Origin of the sequence: Ruegeria sp. HKCCD8929, from assembly GCF_013031405.1 — a bacterium.
Taxonomy (GTDB): Bacteria; Pseudomonadota; Alphaproteobacteria; order Rhodobacterales; family Rhodobacteraceae; genus Ruegeria.
In genome coordinates, this window is sequence record NZ_WPZY01000024.1 from 36,315 (window position 1) to 52,957 (window position 16,643).

The 16,643-nt window shown below is 56.1% G+C and carries 14 protein-coding genes and 5 pseudogenes; 10 read left to right on the forward strand and 9 right to left on the reverse strand.

The annotated features are described in order from the left end of the window. The first annotated feature begins 115 nt into the window (after positions 1 to 115). Both GOX53_RS29895 and GOX53_RS22895 read left to right on the forward strand, forming a co-directional pair. Positions 116 to 376 carry a transposase gene (locus tag GOX53_RS29895; RefSeq protein WP_171180528.1) on the forward strand — a complete coding sequence of 87 codons (261 nt, stop codon included), beginning with the start codon at positions 116 to 118 and terminating at the stop codon, positions 374 to 376. A 245-nt stretch (positions 377 to 621) separates the two neighbouring features. After that, a complete protein-coding gene (locus tag GOX53_RS22895) occupies positions 622 to 1,146 on the forward strand; it encodes a Tn3 family transposase (protein WP_371810407.1) in 525 nt (174 codons plus the stop codon). A gap of 204 nt (positions 1,147 to 1,350) precedes the next feature. Here the strand turns inward: GOX53_RS22895 and GOX53_RS22900 are convergent, their stop codons facing one another. Genes GOX53_RS22900 through GOX53_RS22925 form a run of 6 tightly spaced genes read right to left on the reverse strand, consistent with a single transcriptional unit; the run spans position 1,351 to position 7,592 of the window. Then, positions 1,351 to 2,664 carry a BatD family protein gene (locus tag GOX53_RS22900; RefSeq protein WP_171180532.1) on the reverse strand — a complete coding sequence of 438 codons (1,314 nt, stop codon included), beginning with the start codon at positions 2,662 to 2,664 and terminating at the stop codon, positions 1,351 to 1,353. Further along, the gene (locus GOX53_RS22905) at positions 2,661 to 4,181 is read right to left on the reverse strand and encodes a VWA domain-containing protein (RefSeq protein ID WP_171180534.1); all 1,521 of its coding nucleotides are present in this window, start codon (positions 4,179 to 4,181) and stop codon (positions 2,661 to 2,663) included. The genes GOX53_RS22900 and GOX53_RS22905 overlap by 4 nt, the downstream gene beginning before the upstream one ends. Continuing rightward, positions 4,178 to 5,158, reverse strand: a complete 981-nt coding sequence (locus tag GOX53_RS22910; RefSeq protein WP_171180536.1) for a VWA domain-containing protein — start codon at positions 5,156 to 5,158, stop codon at positions 4,178 to 4,180. Before GOX53_RS22910 ends, GOX53_RS22905 begins: the two co-directional genes overlap by 4 nt. Before the next feature lies 1 nt (position 5,159). After that, positions 5,160 to 5,636: a DUF4381 domain-containing protein gene (locus GOX53_RS22915; protein ID WP_171180538.1), complete on the reverse strand. Its 477-nt coding sequence runs from the start codon at positions 5,634 to 5,636 to the stop codon at positions 5,160 to 5,162. Further along, a complete protein-coding gene (locus GOX53_RS22920; protein ID WP_371810406.1) occupies positions 5,633 to 6,652 on the reverse strand; it encodes a DUF58 domain-containing protein in 1,020 nt (339 codons plus the stop codon). Before GOX53_RS22920 ends, GOX53_RS22915 begins: the two co-directional genes overlap by 4 nt. Then, entirely contained in the window at positions 6,609 to 7,592 is a 984-nt protein-coding gene (locus tag GOX53_RS22925; protein ID WP_171180540.1) for a MoxR family ATPase, read from the reverse strand. Before GOX53_RS22925 ends, GOX53_RS22920 begins: the two co-directional genes overlap by 44 nt. Positions 7,593 to 7,910: 318 nt before the next feature. On the opposite strand from GOX53_RS22925, the gene GOX53_RS22930 reads away from it, so the two are divergent. From GOX53_RS22930 to GOX53_RS30350, 3 genes and pseudogenes are all read left to right on the forward strand, one after another. Beyond that, entirely contained in the window at positions 7,911 to 9,443 is a 1,533-nt protein-coding gene (locus tag GOX53_RS22930) for an arylsulfatase (protein WP_217351890.1), read from the forward strand. Positions 9,444 to 9,519: 76 nt separating this feature from the next. Further along, positions 9,520 to 10,497 (forward strand): HAD family phosphatase, encoded by a 978-nt coding sequence (locus GOX53_RS22935; RefSeq protein ID WP_171180544.1) that lies wholly within the window; start codon positions 9,520 to 9,522, stop codon positions 10,495 to 10,497. Between the two features lie 71 nt (positions 10,498 to 10,568). Then, positions 10,569 to 10,676, forward strand: a pseudogene (locus GOX53_RS30350) (hypothetical protein); the annotation flags it as partial. On the opposite strand, the gene GOX53_RS30355 reads toward GOX53_RS30350, so the two are convergent. Then, the gene (locus GOX53_RS30355) at positions 10,629 to 10,997 is read right to left on the reverse strand and encodes a hypothetical protein (protein WP_371810409.1); all 369 of its coding nucleotides are present in this window, start codon (positions 10,995 to 10,997) and stop codon (positions 10,629 to 10,631) included. The pseudogene GOX53_RS30350 and the gene GOX53_RS30355 sit on opposite strands and share 48 nt — an antisense overlap. On the opposite strand from GOX53_RS30355, the gene GOX53_RS22940 reads away from it, so the two are divergent. Continuing rightward, entirely contained in the window at positions 10,992 to 12,461 is a 1,470-nt protein-coding gene (locus GOX53_RS22940) for a cytochrome c3 family protein (RefSeq protein ID WP_371810408.1), read from the forward strand. The two genes, GOX53_RS30355 and GOX53_RS22940, sit on opposite strands and share 6 nt — an antisense overlap. 639 nt (positions 12,462 to 13,100) lie before the next feature. Here the strand turns inward: GOX53_RS22940 and GOX53_RS22945 are convergent. Continuing rightward, positions 13,101 to 13,844 (reverse strand): porin family protein, encoded by a 744-nt coding sequence (locus tag GOX53_RS22945; protein WP_174867715.1) that lies wholly within the window; start codon positions 13,842 to 13,844, stop codon positions 13,101 to 13,103. 474 nt (positions 13,845 to 14,318) lie between these two features. Between GOX53_RS22945 and GOX53_RS22950 the strand changes: the two are divergent. Both GOX53_RS22950 and GOX53_RS29905 read left to right on the forward strand, forming a co-directional pair. After that, positions 14,319 to 14,515 (forward strand): annotated as a pseudogene (locus GOX53_RS22950) (IS6 family transposase); the annotation flags it as partial. 67 nt (positions 14,516 to 14,582) lie between these two features. Then, positions 14,583 to 14,762, forward strand: a pseudogene (locus GOX53_RS29905) (helix-turn-helix domain-containing protein); the annotation flags it as partial. Positions 14,763 to 14,794: 32 nt separating this feature from the next. On the opposite strand, the pseudogene GOX53_RS22960 reads toward GOX53_RS29905, so the two are convergent. Beyond that, positions 14,795 to 15,150 (reverse strand): annotated as a pseudogene (locus GOX53_RS22960) (IS6 family transposase); the annotation flags it as partial. 459 nt (positions 15,151 to 15,609) lie between these two features. On the opposite strand from GOX53_RS22960, the pseudogene GOX53_RS22965 reads away from it, so the two are divergent. Both GOX53_RS22965 and GOX53_RS22970 read left to right on the forward strand, forming a co-directional pair. Next, positions 15,610 to 15,894 (forward strand): annotated as a pseudogene (locus tag GOX53_RS22965) (winged helix-turn-helix domain-containing protein); the annotation flags it as partial. After that, positions 15,881 to 16,643 (forward strand): hypothetical protein (locus GOX53_RS22970; protein ID WP_171180551.1); only part of this gene is annotated, 763 nt, incomplete at its 3' end. The pseudogene GOX53_RS22965 and the gene GOX53_RS22970, both read left to right, overlap by 14 nt.

Consider the following 16,643-nt stretch of genomic DNA (forward strand, 5'->3'; position numbering starts at 1 on the left):
AGCACTGGTGTCCTGGGATCTATCGGGGCCATGCGCAGCCGACACAATATGAGCGCCAGTGAGCCTCCCCAACTGAACTGGTCCACCGTTATGTTTAGGAAACGGAGGACCACGAATGGCAAACAAGAGACCGAAGCCCGAAGAGATTGTCTCGAAGTTACGGCAGGTTGAAGTTCTGATGGGGCAAGGCATGTCCCGTCTTGATGCGATCAGGCAGATCGGCGTTGTTGAACAAACCTATTACCGCTGGCGCAAAAAGTACGGCGGAATGGGCATCCTGCCGCTTCGATCTCCAAGCGCCACGTTTTCACCAGTACAATTTGCCGCCGCCATTACAAGCCTCCAGATCGGAGTGTTTAGCGCATTTTTGGATTGAAACCGAAACGGAGCGCAGCTTTCCGATACGGATGGCGTCAAGAGCAGTGCCAAAATCACCTACTGTTCGAGGCCGATTAGAGCCTCGATCAGAAGCCAATTCAAGATAGGCCGAGAAATGATGTCACGGTACCCTTAATTGCTGGACGCTGGTTCTAAAAGGTCGAGCAAAATCAGTTCCAATTTGTGCCTTTGATTTCTGGACTGTGTCCTTAATTGCCGGACTGTGCCCTTAATTCCAAGACCGTGCATTCTGGGGATAAGTCGACGCAAGCCGGATGGTGCAGTGCTGTCTGGGCGGTCGAACGCCACAGTTCCGCGTCGATCGGCATGCCGGTTTACAATGCGGGTGAAGCCTTGGGAAAGCTCCAGAGATCGGTGTTTCTGTGTGACTATTTTGGACGGCCAGCCTTCCGGCAAGAAATCCAGCGGCTCCTGAGCCAAATCGAATCCATGCACACGCTGCAACGCGCCATCCACGCGGGCCCGATCTCACCACGCCGAGGCCGGACGCGCGAACAAATGGCCGCCATCTCCGGCGCACTCACACTGCTCACAAACATCGTCATCGCCTGGAATGCGCATCAATACGAACGGACCACCAAACGCCCTGATTGGGACCGCCCCAAATACCATATGCGCCACATCGCCCCGATCGCGCACGCTCATATCAACCTCAAAGGCACGATTACCTTTGATCTTGAGCAGCGTAAAAATCCGGACCAGAATGAAGGACAAGAACCACAAAATGCAGCAAACGAACGCCACTGAGGACCAGATCCAATAAAATCAAAGACTTAGCTGAATTTTTGCATTAAAAGCCATTCAAAAACAACTACTTGCTTATGCAACATACCGCAGCTTCGTTACGATAACCCCCGGTAGGAGCGGGTGCAAATGCGCGACATGACACCGGATAAGACGGCAGTGGTCCGAATGCATAAGATGGCTCAGGCTGGGCTTGCTCTCGTTGCGTTAGTCCAGCTCGGTGAAGGCAGCTGTGTTTTGAGAGCGGGTTGAACTACCGGACCAGACCGGATTTAGGTGGTTCAGTTGCAGGTTACGACGCGAGCGGCGGGTATCACGGTACAAACGAAGGCGCGTGGCTGAGAACCCGGAACGTAACGCGCGCCAGTTCGCGGTGGTCTCCTCTGTCTTCGCCCCAAACCGGGCCTTGCCGATTGAAGTCATCCCATCGAGTAGCACCGAGAAGCTTTGTTCTGGTGCGTCGGGATAGTGTTTCTTCCACTCGGAAAACGCGGTCGTCACAGCCGTCAAATCACGGCGCGAGATGGCTTTGCTAAACTTATGCGCGGTGTACCATTCGGTTTGGAAAGCGCGCGCTTTCAAGGCCACCAGCAATGATGCTGCGCGCGCCGAAAACGCCCTGATCGCTATTGCGATGAATGCGCCCAGACCCAGCGCAAACCAAAGCACTTTGGACAGGTGCCATGCTTTTGCATCTTCTACTCTGCCAGAAACTGCGCCGTGAATGGACACATCAATGGCGGGAACGGTCGCGGTTTCCAGCTGTCCAGTCTCGATGTTGAACCAATCGAGCGACAAACCCGGCAGTGCGGCGGTCCCTTCGGTTTGAGCAACATAGGTGTTTGTCTCCGCGCGCGTACCTAGCAGCAGACCGCGGTCCTCTTTCTCATCGATTTGGGGGTCCTTGGGGTAGGCGCGAAGGCTGTCTCCGTCAGGCGCGGGGGTTAGGCGAGGGATCATGATTGGCGAGGTGCCGGTGATTTTTGCTGTAATGGTCCTCGTCACGGCTCCACCGACAGCTAGGCCGGTATCTCCGTCAATCTGTTGTTGAAGTTCGAACCCACTGGCGATTATCAGCGGATCGAGCCCAGATGCCCCTTCTGGGATGGTGGCGACGAAGGTCAGTTCAGGAAGGGGGTCAGTGAATGTCACAGGCTCATTTGTTTTTGGGTTGGCATAGGTGATCGTTACGTCGTCTGGCAGCAGGGTATAGCTGCCGCCCGCGAGCGGGTAGAGGCGATAGTTGCGGCGTACGCCCGACCATGTTTCACCGTCGACATTTTCGCTGATCGGCCCCGTGGAACGCTCTGGCTGGCGGACCAGCAGTGACGGAAGTTCAACAGCTGGAAAGACCGGCGGTTCGGGCATCCATGTCGGCACAAGGATTGAAATGCGCAGCAGCAGCGGCTGACCGATGGTTGTGCTGTCGCTTTCCAACTCGGCTGTCACGCGCGGGACTTGTGCGGTGGCGATGCTGGCAGCAAAGCACAGGAAGGGTATCGCAATCAGAGTACGGATCATGTGCCCTTCTCGCTATTGTCGTAAAGGAACCGGTTGCGCAGGAAATTCCCCATCTCGGTATCGATGCTGTCGATCCATTGGTCAGGAGATAGCGCCGTTGCCTCGTCCATGGGTGCGTCGACCTGCGTGGTCGCGCCGCGCTGAGCTTCGTTGTCGAAGGTCATGTCGTCAGCGCCGATGCCACTTTCCTCGCCAGTGTCGGATTGCTCGCGAGTAGTTTCGACCTGTTCGGCGATGGCCCAGGCGATCTCGGCGTTTTTAGCGGCGGCGGGAAATGCAGGCTGGCGGTCTAGCGCGGTTTCAAAGGCCCGCGCACCGGCGCGGTATTCACGGTTGCCGATCCGTGCCAGACCTTCGGAAAAGGCTGCCTCGGCACTCTCTAACCCAGTAAATACTTCTGCTGCTTCCTCATAGCGGCCCGCGCGCAACAATGCGTGACCCTTCCACATCGGATCGGTGAACAAGTCGGCGGCTTGTGCGAACTCCTTGTTTCGAAAGGCAATCTGGCCTTGTTGATCGGGTGTCAGAAACCAATCTTGCCATCCATCGGCCTGCGCGCTGCCCGGCATCTGAAGCGTAGTGATGACAGCGAGGGTGGTACCCCAGCGCATGGTCCAGCCCCGGCGGAACCACAGCAGCGCAATGAATGCAGCAGGCCACAGCAGCAACCAGCCGCGATCATCCCAATCCAAACGCTCATCGTCCATCTGCGCCGCTTGTTGCGTCGAGGTTAGCTGCCGTTCGATCTGCGTGATGTCCCGGTCATCGGCAGTTAATCCAACAGCCGAGACACCTGAGAGCCCCGCGATTTGGGCGGGGATTTGCCCGGAAGGCACGGCAACCAACATCGCCACCGGCGGCTGTGCGGGGTCGTCTTTCGTGAAAGCCGCAACCGTGGCCGGATCAAGATCGTCCAGCACAAAGAGGATCGCCCCGGGCGTTTCTGCAACATTCAAGATTTCGCGCGCCATATCCAATGCGGCAGCGGCATCATCCCCTTCAACCGGCATCACCTTGGGGTTCAGCCCTTGCAACAGCGGGCGCAGGATATCGGGGTCTTCGGTTAGTGGTGCCACCCGATGCGCGGTGCCTGCATAAGCTACGAGCGCCGTGCGCCCACCGGCCCGCGCAGCGATCAGGTCAAGGATCTTGAACCTTGCGCGATCCAACCTGGAGGGCGCCAGGTCGGCTTCCTCCATCGAAGGCGTCACCTTGAGCGCCACCACAAGTGGAGCGGTTTCCGCGATCAGCGGGTTGGGGATACGGCTCCATGAAGGACCAGCCGCGGAGAGTGCAAGCAGACTCAGACAGAGCATGACGCTGTCGATAGGTTGAACACGCCGTCGGGTGTTTGAACCGACCTGCAGCGCCTCAGCCAAATGCGGGGCGATATGCGGGGTGTCATGTCTGTCCTGCTTGGGACGTGGCCGTGCAATGTACCAAAGCAGCCCAACAACCGGCAAAAGCAACAACCAAACAGGGCGAAGGAAGTGGAAGGCATCAAAAAAACTGGTCATGCCTGCCTCCGAAACCGTGAAGCGAGCAGAGCTACAAGCGTAGCTATGCCCAGCAAGGCGGCGAGCAGACTTGCCACCCAAACGAGCGAAAAGGTCGGGCGATAGCTGGTTTCTTCGACGATACGCGGGGCCATGGCGTCGATCTGGTCATAGACCTGCGAAAGGGCAGAACTGTCATCGGCATAAAAGAATGCGCCGCCTGTGCGGGTGGCGATATCCTCCAGTGCGGTCAGATCGACGCGGTCCTCACCGGCCCCTTCAGGGTCACCTACGCCGATAGTCTGGATGACGACGCCCTTGTCAGCGGCAATCTCTGCCGCGTTCACTGGCGAGACGCGGCTGTTGGTGTCCGCACCGTCGCTGAGTAGAACGATCAGACGCTCTTCGACTTCGCTGCTGTCGAACATGCGGATCGCCAGACCGATTGCATCTCCGATGGCCGTGTTCGGCCCGGCCATACCCACTTGTGTCTGATCAAGGAACCCTTCAAGGCTTTGCAGATCTTCGGTGAAAGGGGCCTGTACAAATGCCCGCGTGCCGAAGACGATCAGGGCCATGCGGTCGCCGTCACGCTCGGTGATGAAGGTCTTAAGTACATCGCGGACAGCGACCAGCCGTTGCACCCTTTGCCCTTTTTCACCAATGAAGTCCCGCTGGTCCATGGAACCCGAGATATCGAGGGCAAGCACAACATCGCGGGCGGATTTTTCGATCACGATGGGATCGCCCAACCGCTGAGGTTGTGCCAGACCGATCACGATCATTGTCCAGACGAGGAGTGCAGCGATCATCTGAACGCGATTCCGGTGCAGAACCGTCGCGCCCGCCTGCGGCGCTGCGCCCGTTGCTTCCGTCAGCTGTCGGAAAAAGGGGGTTCGGATTGCCACAACCTCCTCGCGGTGTGGCGGCAGGAACCGCCAGACCAGCCAGGGCAATGGCAAAAGCAGCAAGAGCCAGGGATGCAGCAACGTGATCACCTCAGACCTCTTGCTTTGGTGGTTTATGAGTTACGATCCAGTCGCGCGCCAACTGGGTCAGCGCTGGAGATGCCGGGACCGGGCGGTAGGGCGCTTGCGCGACTATTCGGCCGGGGCCATTTGAAAACCGGTCACCACCCATGGTTTGATCGAGAAAGCGCAGCCAATCCTTGCCGGTCAATCCAGCAACATCGCCGCGTGGAAATCCGGTTAATGCGGTGCGGCGCAGGATTTCGGCAACACAAGCTGGATCATCCCCTGCACCAGCCAGCGCGCCCAAAGCTGCACGGCGATAGGCGTTGGCATGACGGTGCTTAATGGCCCGACGGGTTAGCCAACCGACTAGCAAGGCAAGTGCCAGCCCCAGCCAAATCCATCCAATGGTTTGCGGCATCATCGAGATTGGCGCAGGTTCCGGAGCAGGCTCCAACAGGTCGATCAGTTCGACAAGGTTGAGACCTTGCAGATCCGGGTTCATGACGCCCCCAACAGATGTGAGATTTGATCCAGCGAAGGGGATTGTGTCGACAGCGGCAGGAATGGCAGTTGGTATTTTTGGGCCCAGCCTCGGATGAGTGCCAGCCGGTCCTGAGCAAAGGCTTCGATTTGTTTGTGGGTCTCAGCAGAAGAAGAGTCGATCTCGGCCTGCATGGCGCCATCCGATATGGCAAGGCGTGCATTTGCTGGTACATGTGTGGCCATGGGGTCGGCAATGTTGAACAGCAGCACGTCGTTATGCCTGGCGAGTCCGCGGATCAGTGGCTCAGAACCGGCATCTACGCCGTCGAAATCGGAGAAGATCAGTACGAGGTAATTCGTCTTGGCAATCCGGGTGGCAGAGCGCAGCATCCGGTTGAACAGGTCTGGGCGGGTGGCCTGATTCCGGGCTGACAACCGCTCGTTGGCGTCAGCGATCGAGGCCAGCAACCGACGCAAGGCCAAGGGTGAACGAACGGGCCGGTGTTCGGCGATGGCATCGTCCGAAAAGACCAACCCGCCGACCCGATCGCCTTGCGCCAACACCAGATGCGCAGCGATGGCGGCGGCCTCGGCGGCGATGACTGATTTCATATAAACTTGGCTACCAAAAAACATCGACATTCGTTGATCTATCAGTAGCAGCGTGGGGCGATCGCGTTCTTCGGTGTAGACCCGGACATGAGGTGTACCTGTGCGAGCCGTTACTTTCCAATCCAGTGTACGGATATCATCGCCGGGCAGATAGGCGCGCAGTTCTTCAAAATTCAGACCCCGACCGCGCAGTTTCGATGTATGGCGGCCGTTCAGAACCGAATTTGCCGGTTGCCGTGGCAGGAAGGTTAGGCGCGAGGCGCGCCGTCTGAGCGCGACCAACTGGTGCAGGTTGACATGGATACGGGGATCATGTCCGGGTTCTGCAATCGCTGTCTTCTGCATCATTGGCATAGCATCCTTGGCCAACGGCCTGCCGTCATGGCAGGGCAACCAGTTTGATGATCTCGTCGGTAACCTCATCCGGTGACAGGCCAGCGCCCTGCGCCTCGTAGCTCAACGTTATGCGGTGGCGGAATACGTCATGGGCAATAGCCCGAACGTCGAGCGGATCGACGTAGTCACGCCCGGCCAGCCATGCATGAGCGCGGCTGCATTTGTCCAGAGCGATCGAGGCGCGCGGGCTGGCACCGACCTCGATCCAGCTCGCCAACTTGTCGCTCAGGGCTGCGGGGGTTCGCGTGGCATAGACCAGATCGGCAAAGTAACGCTCCATTGCTTCCGCCACGTGAGTAACCGAAATCTCCGCGCGCGCATCAAAGACGGCCTGTTGCAAAATGGGGACGGGCTTGGCCGTGTTGGTTTTTTTTGACCGACTGGCCGACTGTTCCTCGCCCCGAACCAGGCGGATGACCTCGACCTCGTCCTCGACCGGGGGGTAGAGGATGTTCACATGCATCAGGAACCGGTCCATCTGTGCCTCGGGCAGGGGATAGGTGCCTTCCTGTTCGATGGGGTTCTGCGTGGCCATGACGATGAACAGGGGTTCCATATAATGCGTAGTGCCGGACACCGTGACCTGGCGTTCCTCCATCGCCTCCAATAGCGCGGCCTGCACTTTGGCGGGCGCGCGATTGATCTCATCGGCCAGCACGACATTGGCAAAGATCGGTCCCGGCTCAAACCGGAACTCTGACGTACCGCCGCCCTGAACATAAATCTCTGTTCCGGTGACATCCGAAGGCAGCAGATCGGGCGTGAACTGGATGCGGCTGAACTGCGCGTCCAGATTTTTGGCCATTGCTTTGACGGCACGTGTCTTGGCCAGTCCCGGCAGTCCTTCGATCAGCAGGTTGCCGTTGGCTAGCAGGCCAATCAGTAAACGTTCAACGACCTCGGTCTGACCGATGATGGACTGACCCATTCGGGTTTTGAGATCGAAGATCTGATCACGTGCGGACATGCGAATACTCCGTCGTTGCCCAAAATCTGTTTTTACATCCGAAGCGAACGAGTTTGCGTTTCTACTCAATCCTTACAAGAAAGGTGAGAACATACTCCTGTGTTTACAATATTGAATTCAATCAGCTTTCGAAGGCATCCAAATCGTGACCGGAGTCGTGCTCTGTTCGAGATCCAAACTAATTTGGGCAACCTCATAAATCAATTTTTAACACAAGGACTCAAATTTCCGTGTAAGCTAAGTCTGTTCCCTAATTCTCGAACAAGGTTAGAAAACATGTTTACTGCCCTTGAGCCCCGGCGCATTGTGCGCCCACTAATGACGTTAACTTGCGCGGTCCTTCTTGCCCTTCCCGCCGCCGCGCAAGAGCAAAAGCCCAATATTCTTGTCATCTGGGGTGATGATGTCGGTCAGTCCAACATCTCGGCCTACACGATGGGTCTGATGGGATATCACACACCCAATATCGACCGAATCGCAGATGATGGCATGATTTTTACCGACTATTATGGCGAGCAATCCTGCACGGCGGGGCGGTCCTCGTACATCATGGGGCAATCGGTGTTCCGCACCGGTCTGTCCAAGGTGGGCTTGCCGGGTGCGGATCTAGGCATGCAGGAGGAAGACCCGACAATCGCGGGGCTGCTCAAGGCCGAAGGTTATGTCACCGGTCAGTTCGGAAAGAACCATCTGGGCGACAAGGACGAACATCTACCGTCCAACCATGGTTTTGACGAGTTTTTCGGCAATCTCTATCATCTGAACGCAGAAGAAGAGCCTGAGAACGAAGATTATCCCGGTAATCAGGTTCTGGCCGATGGCCGCACCTTTCGCGAGGCCTATGGCCCGCGCGGTGTGATCAAGTCCAAGGCCGATGGCACAATTGAGGATACCGGCCCGCTGACTAAGAAGCGGATGGAAACCGTGGATGACGAGACCGTCGCCGCTGCCATCGACTTCATCAAGCGCTCGCACGATCAGGGGCAGCCCTTCTATGTCTGGTGGAACGGAACGCGGATGCACTTCCGAACCCATGTGGCCGACGACCGACGCAACCCGGGCAACGATGAATATACCGATGGGATGCTGGAACATGACATGCATGTCGGGCAATTGCTGGACCTGCTGGACGAGTTGGGTATCGCCGACAATACCATTGTGCATTATTCCACCGACAATGGCCCGCATATGAACACCTGGCCCGATGCGGCGATGACGCCGTTCTGGGGCGAAAAGAACACCAATTGGGAGGGAGGCTGGCGGGTACCTTCGATGGTGCGCTGGCCCGGTGTGGTCGAACCCGGATCGGTCTCGAACGAGATCATGCACCACATGGACTGGTTGCCGACCTATATGGCCGCCGTAGGCCGCGACGATATCAAGGAAGAATTGAAACAGGGTGGCGTTCAGGCCATCGGGCGTGAATACAAGGTACATCTTGATGGCTACAACTTCCTGCCCTATTTCAAAGGCGAGGTTGAGGAAGGGCCGCGTCGCGAGATTTTCTATTTCTCGGATGACGGCGATCTGACCGCGCTGCGCTATGACGACTGGAAGCTGATTTTCCTGGAGCAGAAGGCATGGGGCACTCTGCGGGCCTGGGCCGAACCCTGGACCGAGCTGCGCATTCCGCTGATCATAAACCTGCGCCGCGACCCTTATGAGCGTGCATATCGGACCTCGAATACCTATTACGACTGGTTGCTTGACCGGGCCTATTTCCTGGTACCGGCACAGCAATATGTGGGCAATTTCCTGGCGACATTCCAGGAGTTCCCGCCGCGCCAGAAAGCTGCCAGCTTCAATCTGGAACAGGTGATGGAAAAGATGATCGCGCCCGTAGGCGACTGATCCTGATTACGGAACCGATCCGGGCCGCCCGAATTACGGCGGCCCGTCTTCTCTGACCCTGGGAAGGTGCTAGTTTATGCTCAGATATTTTTTGTTCCTTTCGCTGTCGCTCATCACTTCCGTGGCATTCGCAGACCCTTTGCCATCCTGGAATGATACCGACAGCAAGGTGCGGATCATCTCGTTTGTCGAAAGCGTCACCGATCCCATGTCTGATGACTACGTTACTCCGTCCGACCGAATCGCCGTCTTTGACAATGACGGCACGCTCTGGGGTGAGCAGCCGGTGTATTTCCAGCTGATCTATGCGGTCGAGGCGTTTCAGAAGAAGGCGCAGGACGACGACTTCGGAGCGATTACGTCAGATGCCCTCAAGGCTGCTGTCGCAGGCGACTATGCGGCTCTGGCTGAAGGCGGCAAAGAGGCCGTAATCGAAGTGCTGGGCGCGACCCATAGTGGCCTGAGCGTAGACGACTTTCAGACCAGTGTGACCGATTGGGTTGCCACGGCAACCCACCCGATCACCGGGCTGCGTTATGACCAGATGACGTATCAGCCGATGGTGGAATTGCTGCGCTATTTGCGCGACGAAGGGTTCAAGACATATATTGTCTCCGGCGGCGGGATCCATTTCATGCGGGTCTTTGCCGAGTTCGCCTATGGCATCCCGACCGAACAGGTCATCGGCACCTATACCGAGACCTCTTATGAGGTGATCGACGGCGTTCCAACCATAATCAAACAACCCGCAATCGGTTTTGTCGACGATAAGGAAGGCAAGCCGATCAATATCGACCGGATCATCGGCAAGCGACCGATCATTGCTGGAGGAAACTCGGACGGTGATTATGCGATGATCGAATGGACCACGGCGGGCGACGGACCTCGGCTTGGTCTGATTGTACATCATACGGATGGCGAACGTGAAGTGGCTTATGCCTGTGATAGCCATATCGGCCGACTGTGCGATGGGCTGGAAAAAGGCCCGGATTTGGGTTGGCTCATTGTCGATATGGCCAAGGATTGGTCACGCATCTACACTGGCGCGCAATAGCACCGGGGAAGGACATCAAGATAGCCGTTCGTTTATCAGTTCCTCTGGTCAGACGGACCGCCATCGTCGGCGTGTCTTGTCTGGGTTTCACGACCGTATCATCCGCGCAAGAGCCTGCCTATGTCGGCTCGTCACAATGCGCTGAGTGCCATACCGAGGCTGCCCGCGCGTGGAGCGGTTCGCATCATGCGCTGGCCTGGACCACGCCATCGCCGGACACGGTGATCGCTGATTTCGATGGCGCATCCTTCAGCCATGATGGCATGAGCGTCCAGTTCAGCGCCAATGGGAATAAATATCGCGCAGCCGTCACCGAAAAGGACGGGGTCACAACCGAATACCCGGTGCATTCCGTCGTGGGCATCACCCCGCTTCAGCAATATCTGTTCGAAACCGAACCGGGTCGGCTGCAAAGCTTTGACGTGGTCTGGAACGCGGAAAAGGAACGATGGTATCACCTCTATCCCGATCAGGATCTGCCTCCGGATGATGGGTTGCATTGGACCGGCCCTTACAAAAACTGGAACGCCCGATGTGCGGAATGCCATGCCACCGGGTTTAAGAAAAATTATGATCTGAAAACCCGCACTTACGCCTCGACCCAAGCGGAAATCGGTGTCGGTTGCGAAGCCTGCCATGGCCCGGGTTCGGCCCATCTTGACTGGGCGGCAGGGCGCGGGATCGCCGAGGGAGCAGGTCTGCTGAACGCCGTGGGGCTGGTCATGAATTTCAACGCAGGTGCCGAGGCGACGATCCAGCAATGCGCCACTTGCCATTCCCGCCGCGAGGCTTTTGGAGATGGTAACCCGCTGCCCGGATCACCGTATCACGACAATTACAATCTCGCCTTGCTGCGGCCCGGTCTTTACCATGCGGACGGTCAGATATTGGAAGAGGTCTATGTCTATGGCTCGTTTCTGCAATCCAAGATGTATGCCAGCGGGGTAAGTTGCACCAATTGCCATGAGGCACATTCTGCGACGCTTGTAGCCGATGGGAACTATGTCTGCACACAATGTCACTCGCCAGTGGGGCGGGAAGGGTTTTCTGGTCTGAAACGCGCCCTTTATGACGATCCGGCCCACCATTTTCATCCCATGGGCTCAGAGGGTGCGGCTTGCAAAAGCTGCCATATGCCGGAACAGATTTACATGGGCATTGATGGGCGCCGGGATCACGGGTTTCGCATTCCACGGCCCGATCTCACGGCTGAGACAGGGGCTCCGGATACCTGTACGGATTGCCATACGGATCGAACGCCGGAATGGGCCGCGCAGACCTTAGAGTCTTGGTATCCCCAAAGCATAAAACGTGGTGCACACTTTGGGCAGATATTCGCGGCCGCCCGCACCGATCTAGGTACGGCTAGCGATGACCTTGCCCAGTTGGCGCGTGACACTGCCCAGCCTGCAATCATACGTGCCACGGCCTTGTGGTTGTTGCAGCAGAATGCGGCGCAGCATGTGAGAGTTTTGGCGGTTGAGCAGTTGAATGATCCTGATCCGATGGTGCGCGCCAGTGCAATGGGTTTGCTGACCGATGCAGACCAAGACGAGATTTCCAAGATGTTGCCTTTGTTGGAGGATCCGTTCCAGACCGTCAGGATTGCTGCTGCGCGGGCAATGCTGTCTGCAAGGGGATCGCAAATGTCCCGTCACGAACAAGAGCGTTTGCAACGGGCATTGTCCGAATGGAGAAGCTCGTTGCTCAACCGTGCAGACTTTCCAGAAACGCACTTGGTACTTGGCGGGATGGCACTCACGATGCGCAACCTACTTGCCGCGCAAAAGGCTTTCGAGGAAGTGACGCTTCTCGATCCACAACGTGTCGATGCCTGGGTAATGCAGGTACGCTTGGCTGCCGCGACAAGCGGCTTGAATGCCGCTAGGCAGGTACTGGACCGTGCGCTTTCGATTAATCCTGACGACCCTTCGCTTTCCGCGCTCACTTCGGATCTGCAATGACAGCCGAGGGGTGCCGTAGATAGATCAGTTGCAAAGGTTTCATTCAGAACTTGCTCGGACCTAAGTGAAAACGGCATTGCTAACCTATCTCGATACTCTTCATGTGCGTTCAAACAATTTCGAACAGTTGCAGCGAAAATCACTTGTCACTTTGACTTAGCGATCATTTGGCCCGAGATAATGGATGGCAGTCTAGTCCTGTATTGCAGTCACATGATCGCTCGTAATGCTGTATGATCGATCAAGGTCGTCTTCCTTTGGGAAGTAGTCACCTTTGAACGAAATCATGCGAGAACCTGCTCATGTTTGTTTCAGGCAACAAGCAAAGGAACACGCCTTCTCGTCAATCCGGCCCCAAGTTTGCAACAAATCCGATTCACCACGTTCAACCTCTTTTGTATGCCGCGACGGATGTAGCATGACAGTCTAACTGCAGACAGAGGGGGAAAGCTTGCGACTAAGCCTTGCTGCACAAATTGGAACTTGGCACATTGGCAGGCTTGCGAGCGACTATCGGGCGTTTTTTCGAGATCCTCCGCTGGAAACACGAAAGCGATTTAAGTGAGTTGAGGCCCGCGTCTGAAAGATCGATTGAGCTGTCTCTGACGTCACCGGACTAACCGATAATCAAAAGGGTGATTAAAAGCGGTATCGCGCACCGAAAACCGGTCCAGATTGTTTGAAATCAAAAGCGTCGCCCGATTCGCTATGGCTCAGATCCAGCAGTCGGTAACCGACCAAAACGCTCAAGCTATCGTTTATCCAGTACTGCGCCGTCAGTGCGGCCTGATGCGACTCGCTGTTGCCACGAAAACCACCGTAATCGATGAACGCAGCGCCAACCCACCGATCAGACAATTGCACCGTCACTCGCGCTGCTAGAACCGGGTCAATCCAGCCGTTGTCGAAAGCAGCAGACCGTCCTGGGGCGGTACCCGGTGTCAACGTCAGGGTAGTGTCGGTGTTGAACCATCGAGCACCCGCGCCGATGTCCAAAGACAACGTGCTGTTTTGGCTCACGCGGTACATCGCATAGCCGTTCAAAACCTGCAGTTTGATGTCAGCATCTATGCCGCCGAAAACAGGACCGGGCGAAGCGTTTGAAACCGATAGATTCGTCTGCGCAAAATCGCCAATCAGACTCCACCGATTGCGCCGCGCCTCAAATACACCCATAAAGGCAAAGTCCAGATTTTCCCATGCATCGCTAAAGGGCAAAGTTGTTTCGATGGTACCCAGCGGAGTGGAAACCGCGGTGTCGGTCTCTGCAGCCCAGAGGTAGAAAACAAAGGACGTCTCCCACGTGTTTTCCTGTGCTTCAACCGGAACGGTCGAAGAAAAAACTACCGCGGCCACCGCACACAATATAGTACTTAGCCTCATAGTACTTCCTTTTGCTTTCGCCATAAGGTTGCAGTTTGACACCAGCCGCGCAATGCTAAAGAGCATTTGAATGGGCTTTGATGATGTGACCGCCCCCCGACGGCATCAATGTGCCAAGGTGGGTTGGTTTTGTTGCGAAGTTTCTTACTGGCCGAAGAGATCACGCCGGAAAGGTGGGTTAAGCTCCCAGTTCCGCGAATTAACGAACCGGGCAAGGTCCAAGTGTGAGTTGACCTTATTGGATCATGTTCGCGACTTCGATTCCGTCCAGAGTTGTCGCTGCTGACGCGAAAGATTTGAAACCCAGCATTGGTCGAGTGCGCTGCATGACAAATCGGTCGCGCTGCTCGACAATATTGTCATCCGGCATAAATGAACTTGGCGCTCCAATTGTTTCTGTCGCCAACGCTGCTCCCGACTGTCGCTCCGACCGCGGTTCTGATAGCGCGCGCTCGGATAAGACAGGAGCAAACCGTGACGATCTCATTCCAGGGCGCGCATTTTTCGAGAGAAGTGATCTCGCACGCGGTCTTCTTCTACTTGCGCAACGGTGTGTCATGTCGGGATCTGGAGGAGATCTTGTCAGAGCGTAGGGTAACCTGGACCACGCGACATTGAACCGCTGGGTCAGCCGTTATGCCGGTCTTGTCGTTGAAGCTGCTAGGTGTCGCTGGTGTAGCCCCCTGAAAGTGGTTCCCCAACTGGGATAGATTTGTCCCGCGAATAGGAGGATCAGCGATGGCTGGGAAGAGAGAGAAGCCCGAAGAGATCGTATCGAAGCTTCGGCAGGTTGAAGTTCTATAAGGACAAGGGATGACGATTGCAGATGCGGCGCTCAAGATCGGTATCACGCAGCAGACATATTACCGGTGGCGCAAGCATTATGGCGGCATGGGGCGCGATCAGTTGAAGCAGCTTCCGGATGTCTTGATGTGAACTTCAGAGCTAGTGCGGGCGAAGAACTTCGTTGCCGCAGGTTGGTTCCGGCGTGTGGACAACATGAAATCAAGGCTCTTGCCGTGTTTGCCAACGGCTCGGTAAAAGTAAACCCACGCGCCCTTCACCTTGATGCAGGTCTCATCCATTCTCCAGAAGCGGTCGCATTGTCCTTTGCGGCGACGCGCTGTCTCAGCGATTGCGCCGGAACACCGTGTCACCCATCAGTTCACGTGGTGTGGTCCATCACAACGCCTCGCTCGGACATGATCTCTTCCAGATCACGGTATGACCCGACGTATCGAACATAGAAGACCACGGCGAACAGGATAACGTTCTTCGGATACTGCGCGCCATTGAAAGAAATCACGACCAGACTGTCTACTCAATAATACCGGCAGTCATTCAGTCGACAAAGGGGTGCGGGCCAATCGCCAAATGTTTGCCATAGATCCCAGCCATCTTGCGTGGCAGAATCTCGAATTCGAGAATCGGATAAGCGTACCGGTCATTTGCATCCTTTTTCGATTCTTACGTCGGATGACGTTCGCAGTTCGGATAACGGTCAGCCCTTTAGTTTGCTAAATTGAGTTCGATATTATCGGATCTTACCGCCTGTGTGGGATTGTGATTAAGCCCTGCGAGAGGTGAGCGCACGAGTTGCGAGGAATAAAACCTTGAAAAGTAACAAAAAGTTCATACCAAGTTCTGGCTTCGCTGTTCGCTCAAACACACCTTTCGTTAATGTCGCAATAAAATTTCGCGGATACGTCCTCTTCGTAGCCCAATGTCGCACTGGAAACTGCTTTGTTGGAGTCACTCAAACCGGCGCAACGTCAGGTTTAATGGGAAAGCGACAGAACTGCATATGATGGTCCGGTCTGGAAGAACTGCCGCCGAGTTTTCATTGATGGAAGACCTGATGCGCACTTCAGATCGCGTGGTGACGAACACCACGCTGCTCGAGCGGATCTGGGATTTAAGTTTTGACCCCAACTCAACTGTGGTGGAAACGCATATCAGCCGCCTTCGGGCAAAGATTGATCGGCCCTTTGATTTGCCGCTGCTGCACACCGGTCGAAACATCGGATACAGCTTGCATGGACCGCGGTAGCGTTTTTTCAGGTGCACCATTCAGAACCGCCATATATGCGACGGTTGTGGTTTCGGTGATCCTCGCTGTTTCGGGTTTTCTTGCCTATCTGGAAGTAGAAGCCGCGCTCATCAAAGATCTGAAGGCGGAAATCCTCGAAGAGGAGTATCTGCTGCATGAGATTCTGTTGGACGGAGGCGGTCCCTCGCTTGAACGAGCGATTGAGCACCTGAGCAGCTCTTACAAGTCGGACGATCATCTGGTGGGCCTGTTCGACGAGCGTGGGACTCTTCTGGCGGGAGGATCGGTGGCTCCGCTGCAAGCGGAAGGGTGGCAACAAGTTAAGCAGCCGACTGGGATCGCAAATGTTTGGCGCCCGGAATACATAATTCACTCCGCAATGTTTGAAGGGTATCGAATTGCAGTGGTCCGCAGCCTTCGGCCCGCTTATCAAACCCTGGCCAATTTGGTTGAAGGCCTGACGCTTTTGGCGACTACTTTGTCACTGGCAGTCCTTGGCTCGGGCTATTTTGTCAGCAAACAAAACCTGCAAAAATTCCAGTCTATTGGGAAAACGCTGGATGAAGTATCCAAAGGCGACACCGACATCCGGTTGCCGGTCTCACCCGCGAACGATCAGATCGATCGCATTTCCCGCCAGATGAACCAGCATCTTGACCGCCTCTCTACGTTGATGGTCAGCACAAAGGCGACTGTGGTGGCGATTGCACATGACCTGAAAACGCCGCTGTCGCATGGATTCATGGCAT

What these genes read in the sequence shown, in the direction of transcription:
- GOX53_RS22935 (WP_171180544.1), top strand. Translation starts at nt 9,520, where the DNA reads ATGCTCAGATATTTTTTGTTCCTTTCGCTGTCGCTCATCACTTCCGTG.
- GOX53_RS22905 (WP_171180534.1), bottom strand. Translation starts at nt 4,181, where the DNA reads ATGACCAGTTTTTTTGATGCCTTCCACTTCCTTCGCCCTGTTTGGTTG.
- GOX53_RS22945 (WP_174867715.1), bottom strand. Translation starts at nt 13,844, where the DNA reads ATGAGGCTAAGTACTATATTGTGTGCGGTGGCCGCGGTAGTTTTTTCT.
- GOX53_RS22925 (WP_171180540.1), bottom strand. Translation starts at nt 7,592, where the DNA reads ATGTCCGCACGTGATCAGATCTTCGATCTCAAAACCCGAATGGGTCAG.
- GOX53_RS29895 (WP_171180528.1), top strand. Translation starts at nt 116, where the DNA reads ATGGCAAACAAGAGACCGAAGCCCGAAGAGATTGTCTCGAAGTTACGG.
- GOX53_RS22900 (WP_171180532.1), bottom strand. Translation starts at nt 2,664, where the DNA reads ATGATCCGTACTCTGATTGCGATACCCTTCCTGTGCTTTGCTGCCAGC.
- GOX53_RS22930 (WP_217351890.1), top strand. Translation starts at nt 7,911, where the DNA reads ATGACGTTAACTTGCGCGGTCCTTCTTGCCCTTCCCGCCGCCGCGCAA.
- GOX53_RS22915 (WP_171180538.1), bottom strand. Translation starts at nt 5,636, where the DNA reads ATGAACCCGGATCTGCAAGGTCTCAACCTTGTCGAACTGATCGACCTG.
- GOX53_RS22920 (WP_371810406.1), bottom strand. Translation starts at nt 6,652, where the DNA reads ATGAGGTTACCGACGAGATCATCAAACTGGTTGCCCTGCCATGACGGC.
- GOX53_RS30355 (WP_371810409.1), bottom strand. Translation starts at nt 10,997, where the DNA reads ATGCAACCCATCATCCGGAGGCAGATCCTGATCGGGATAGAGGTGATA.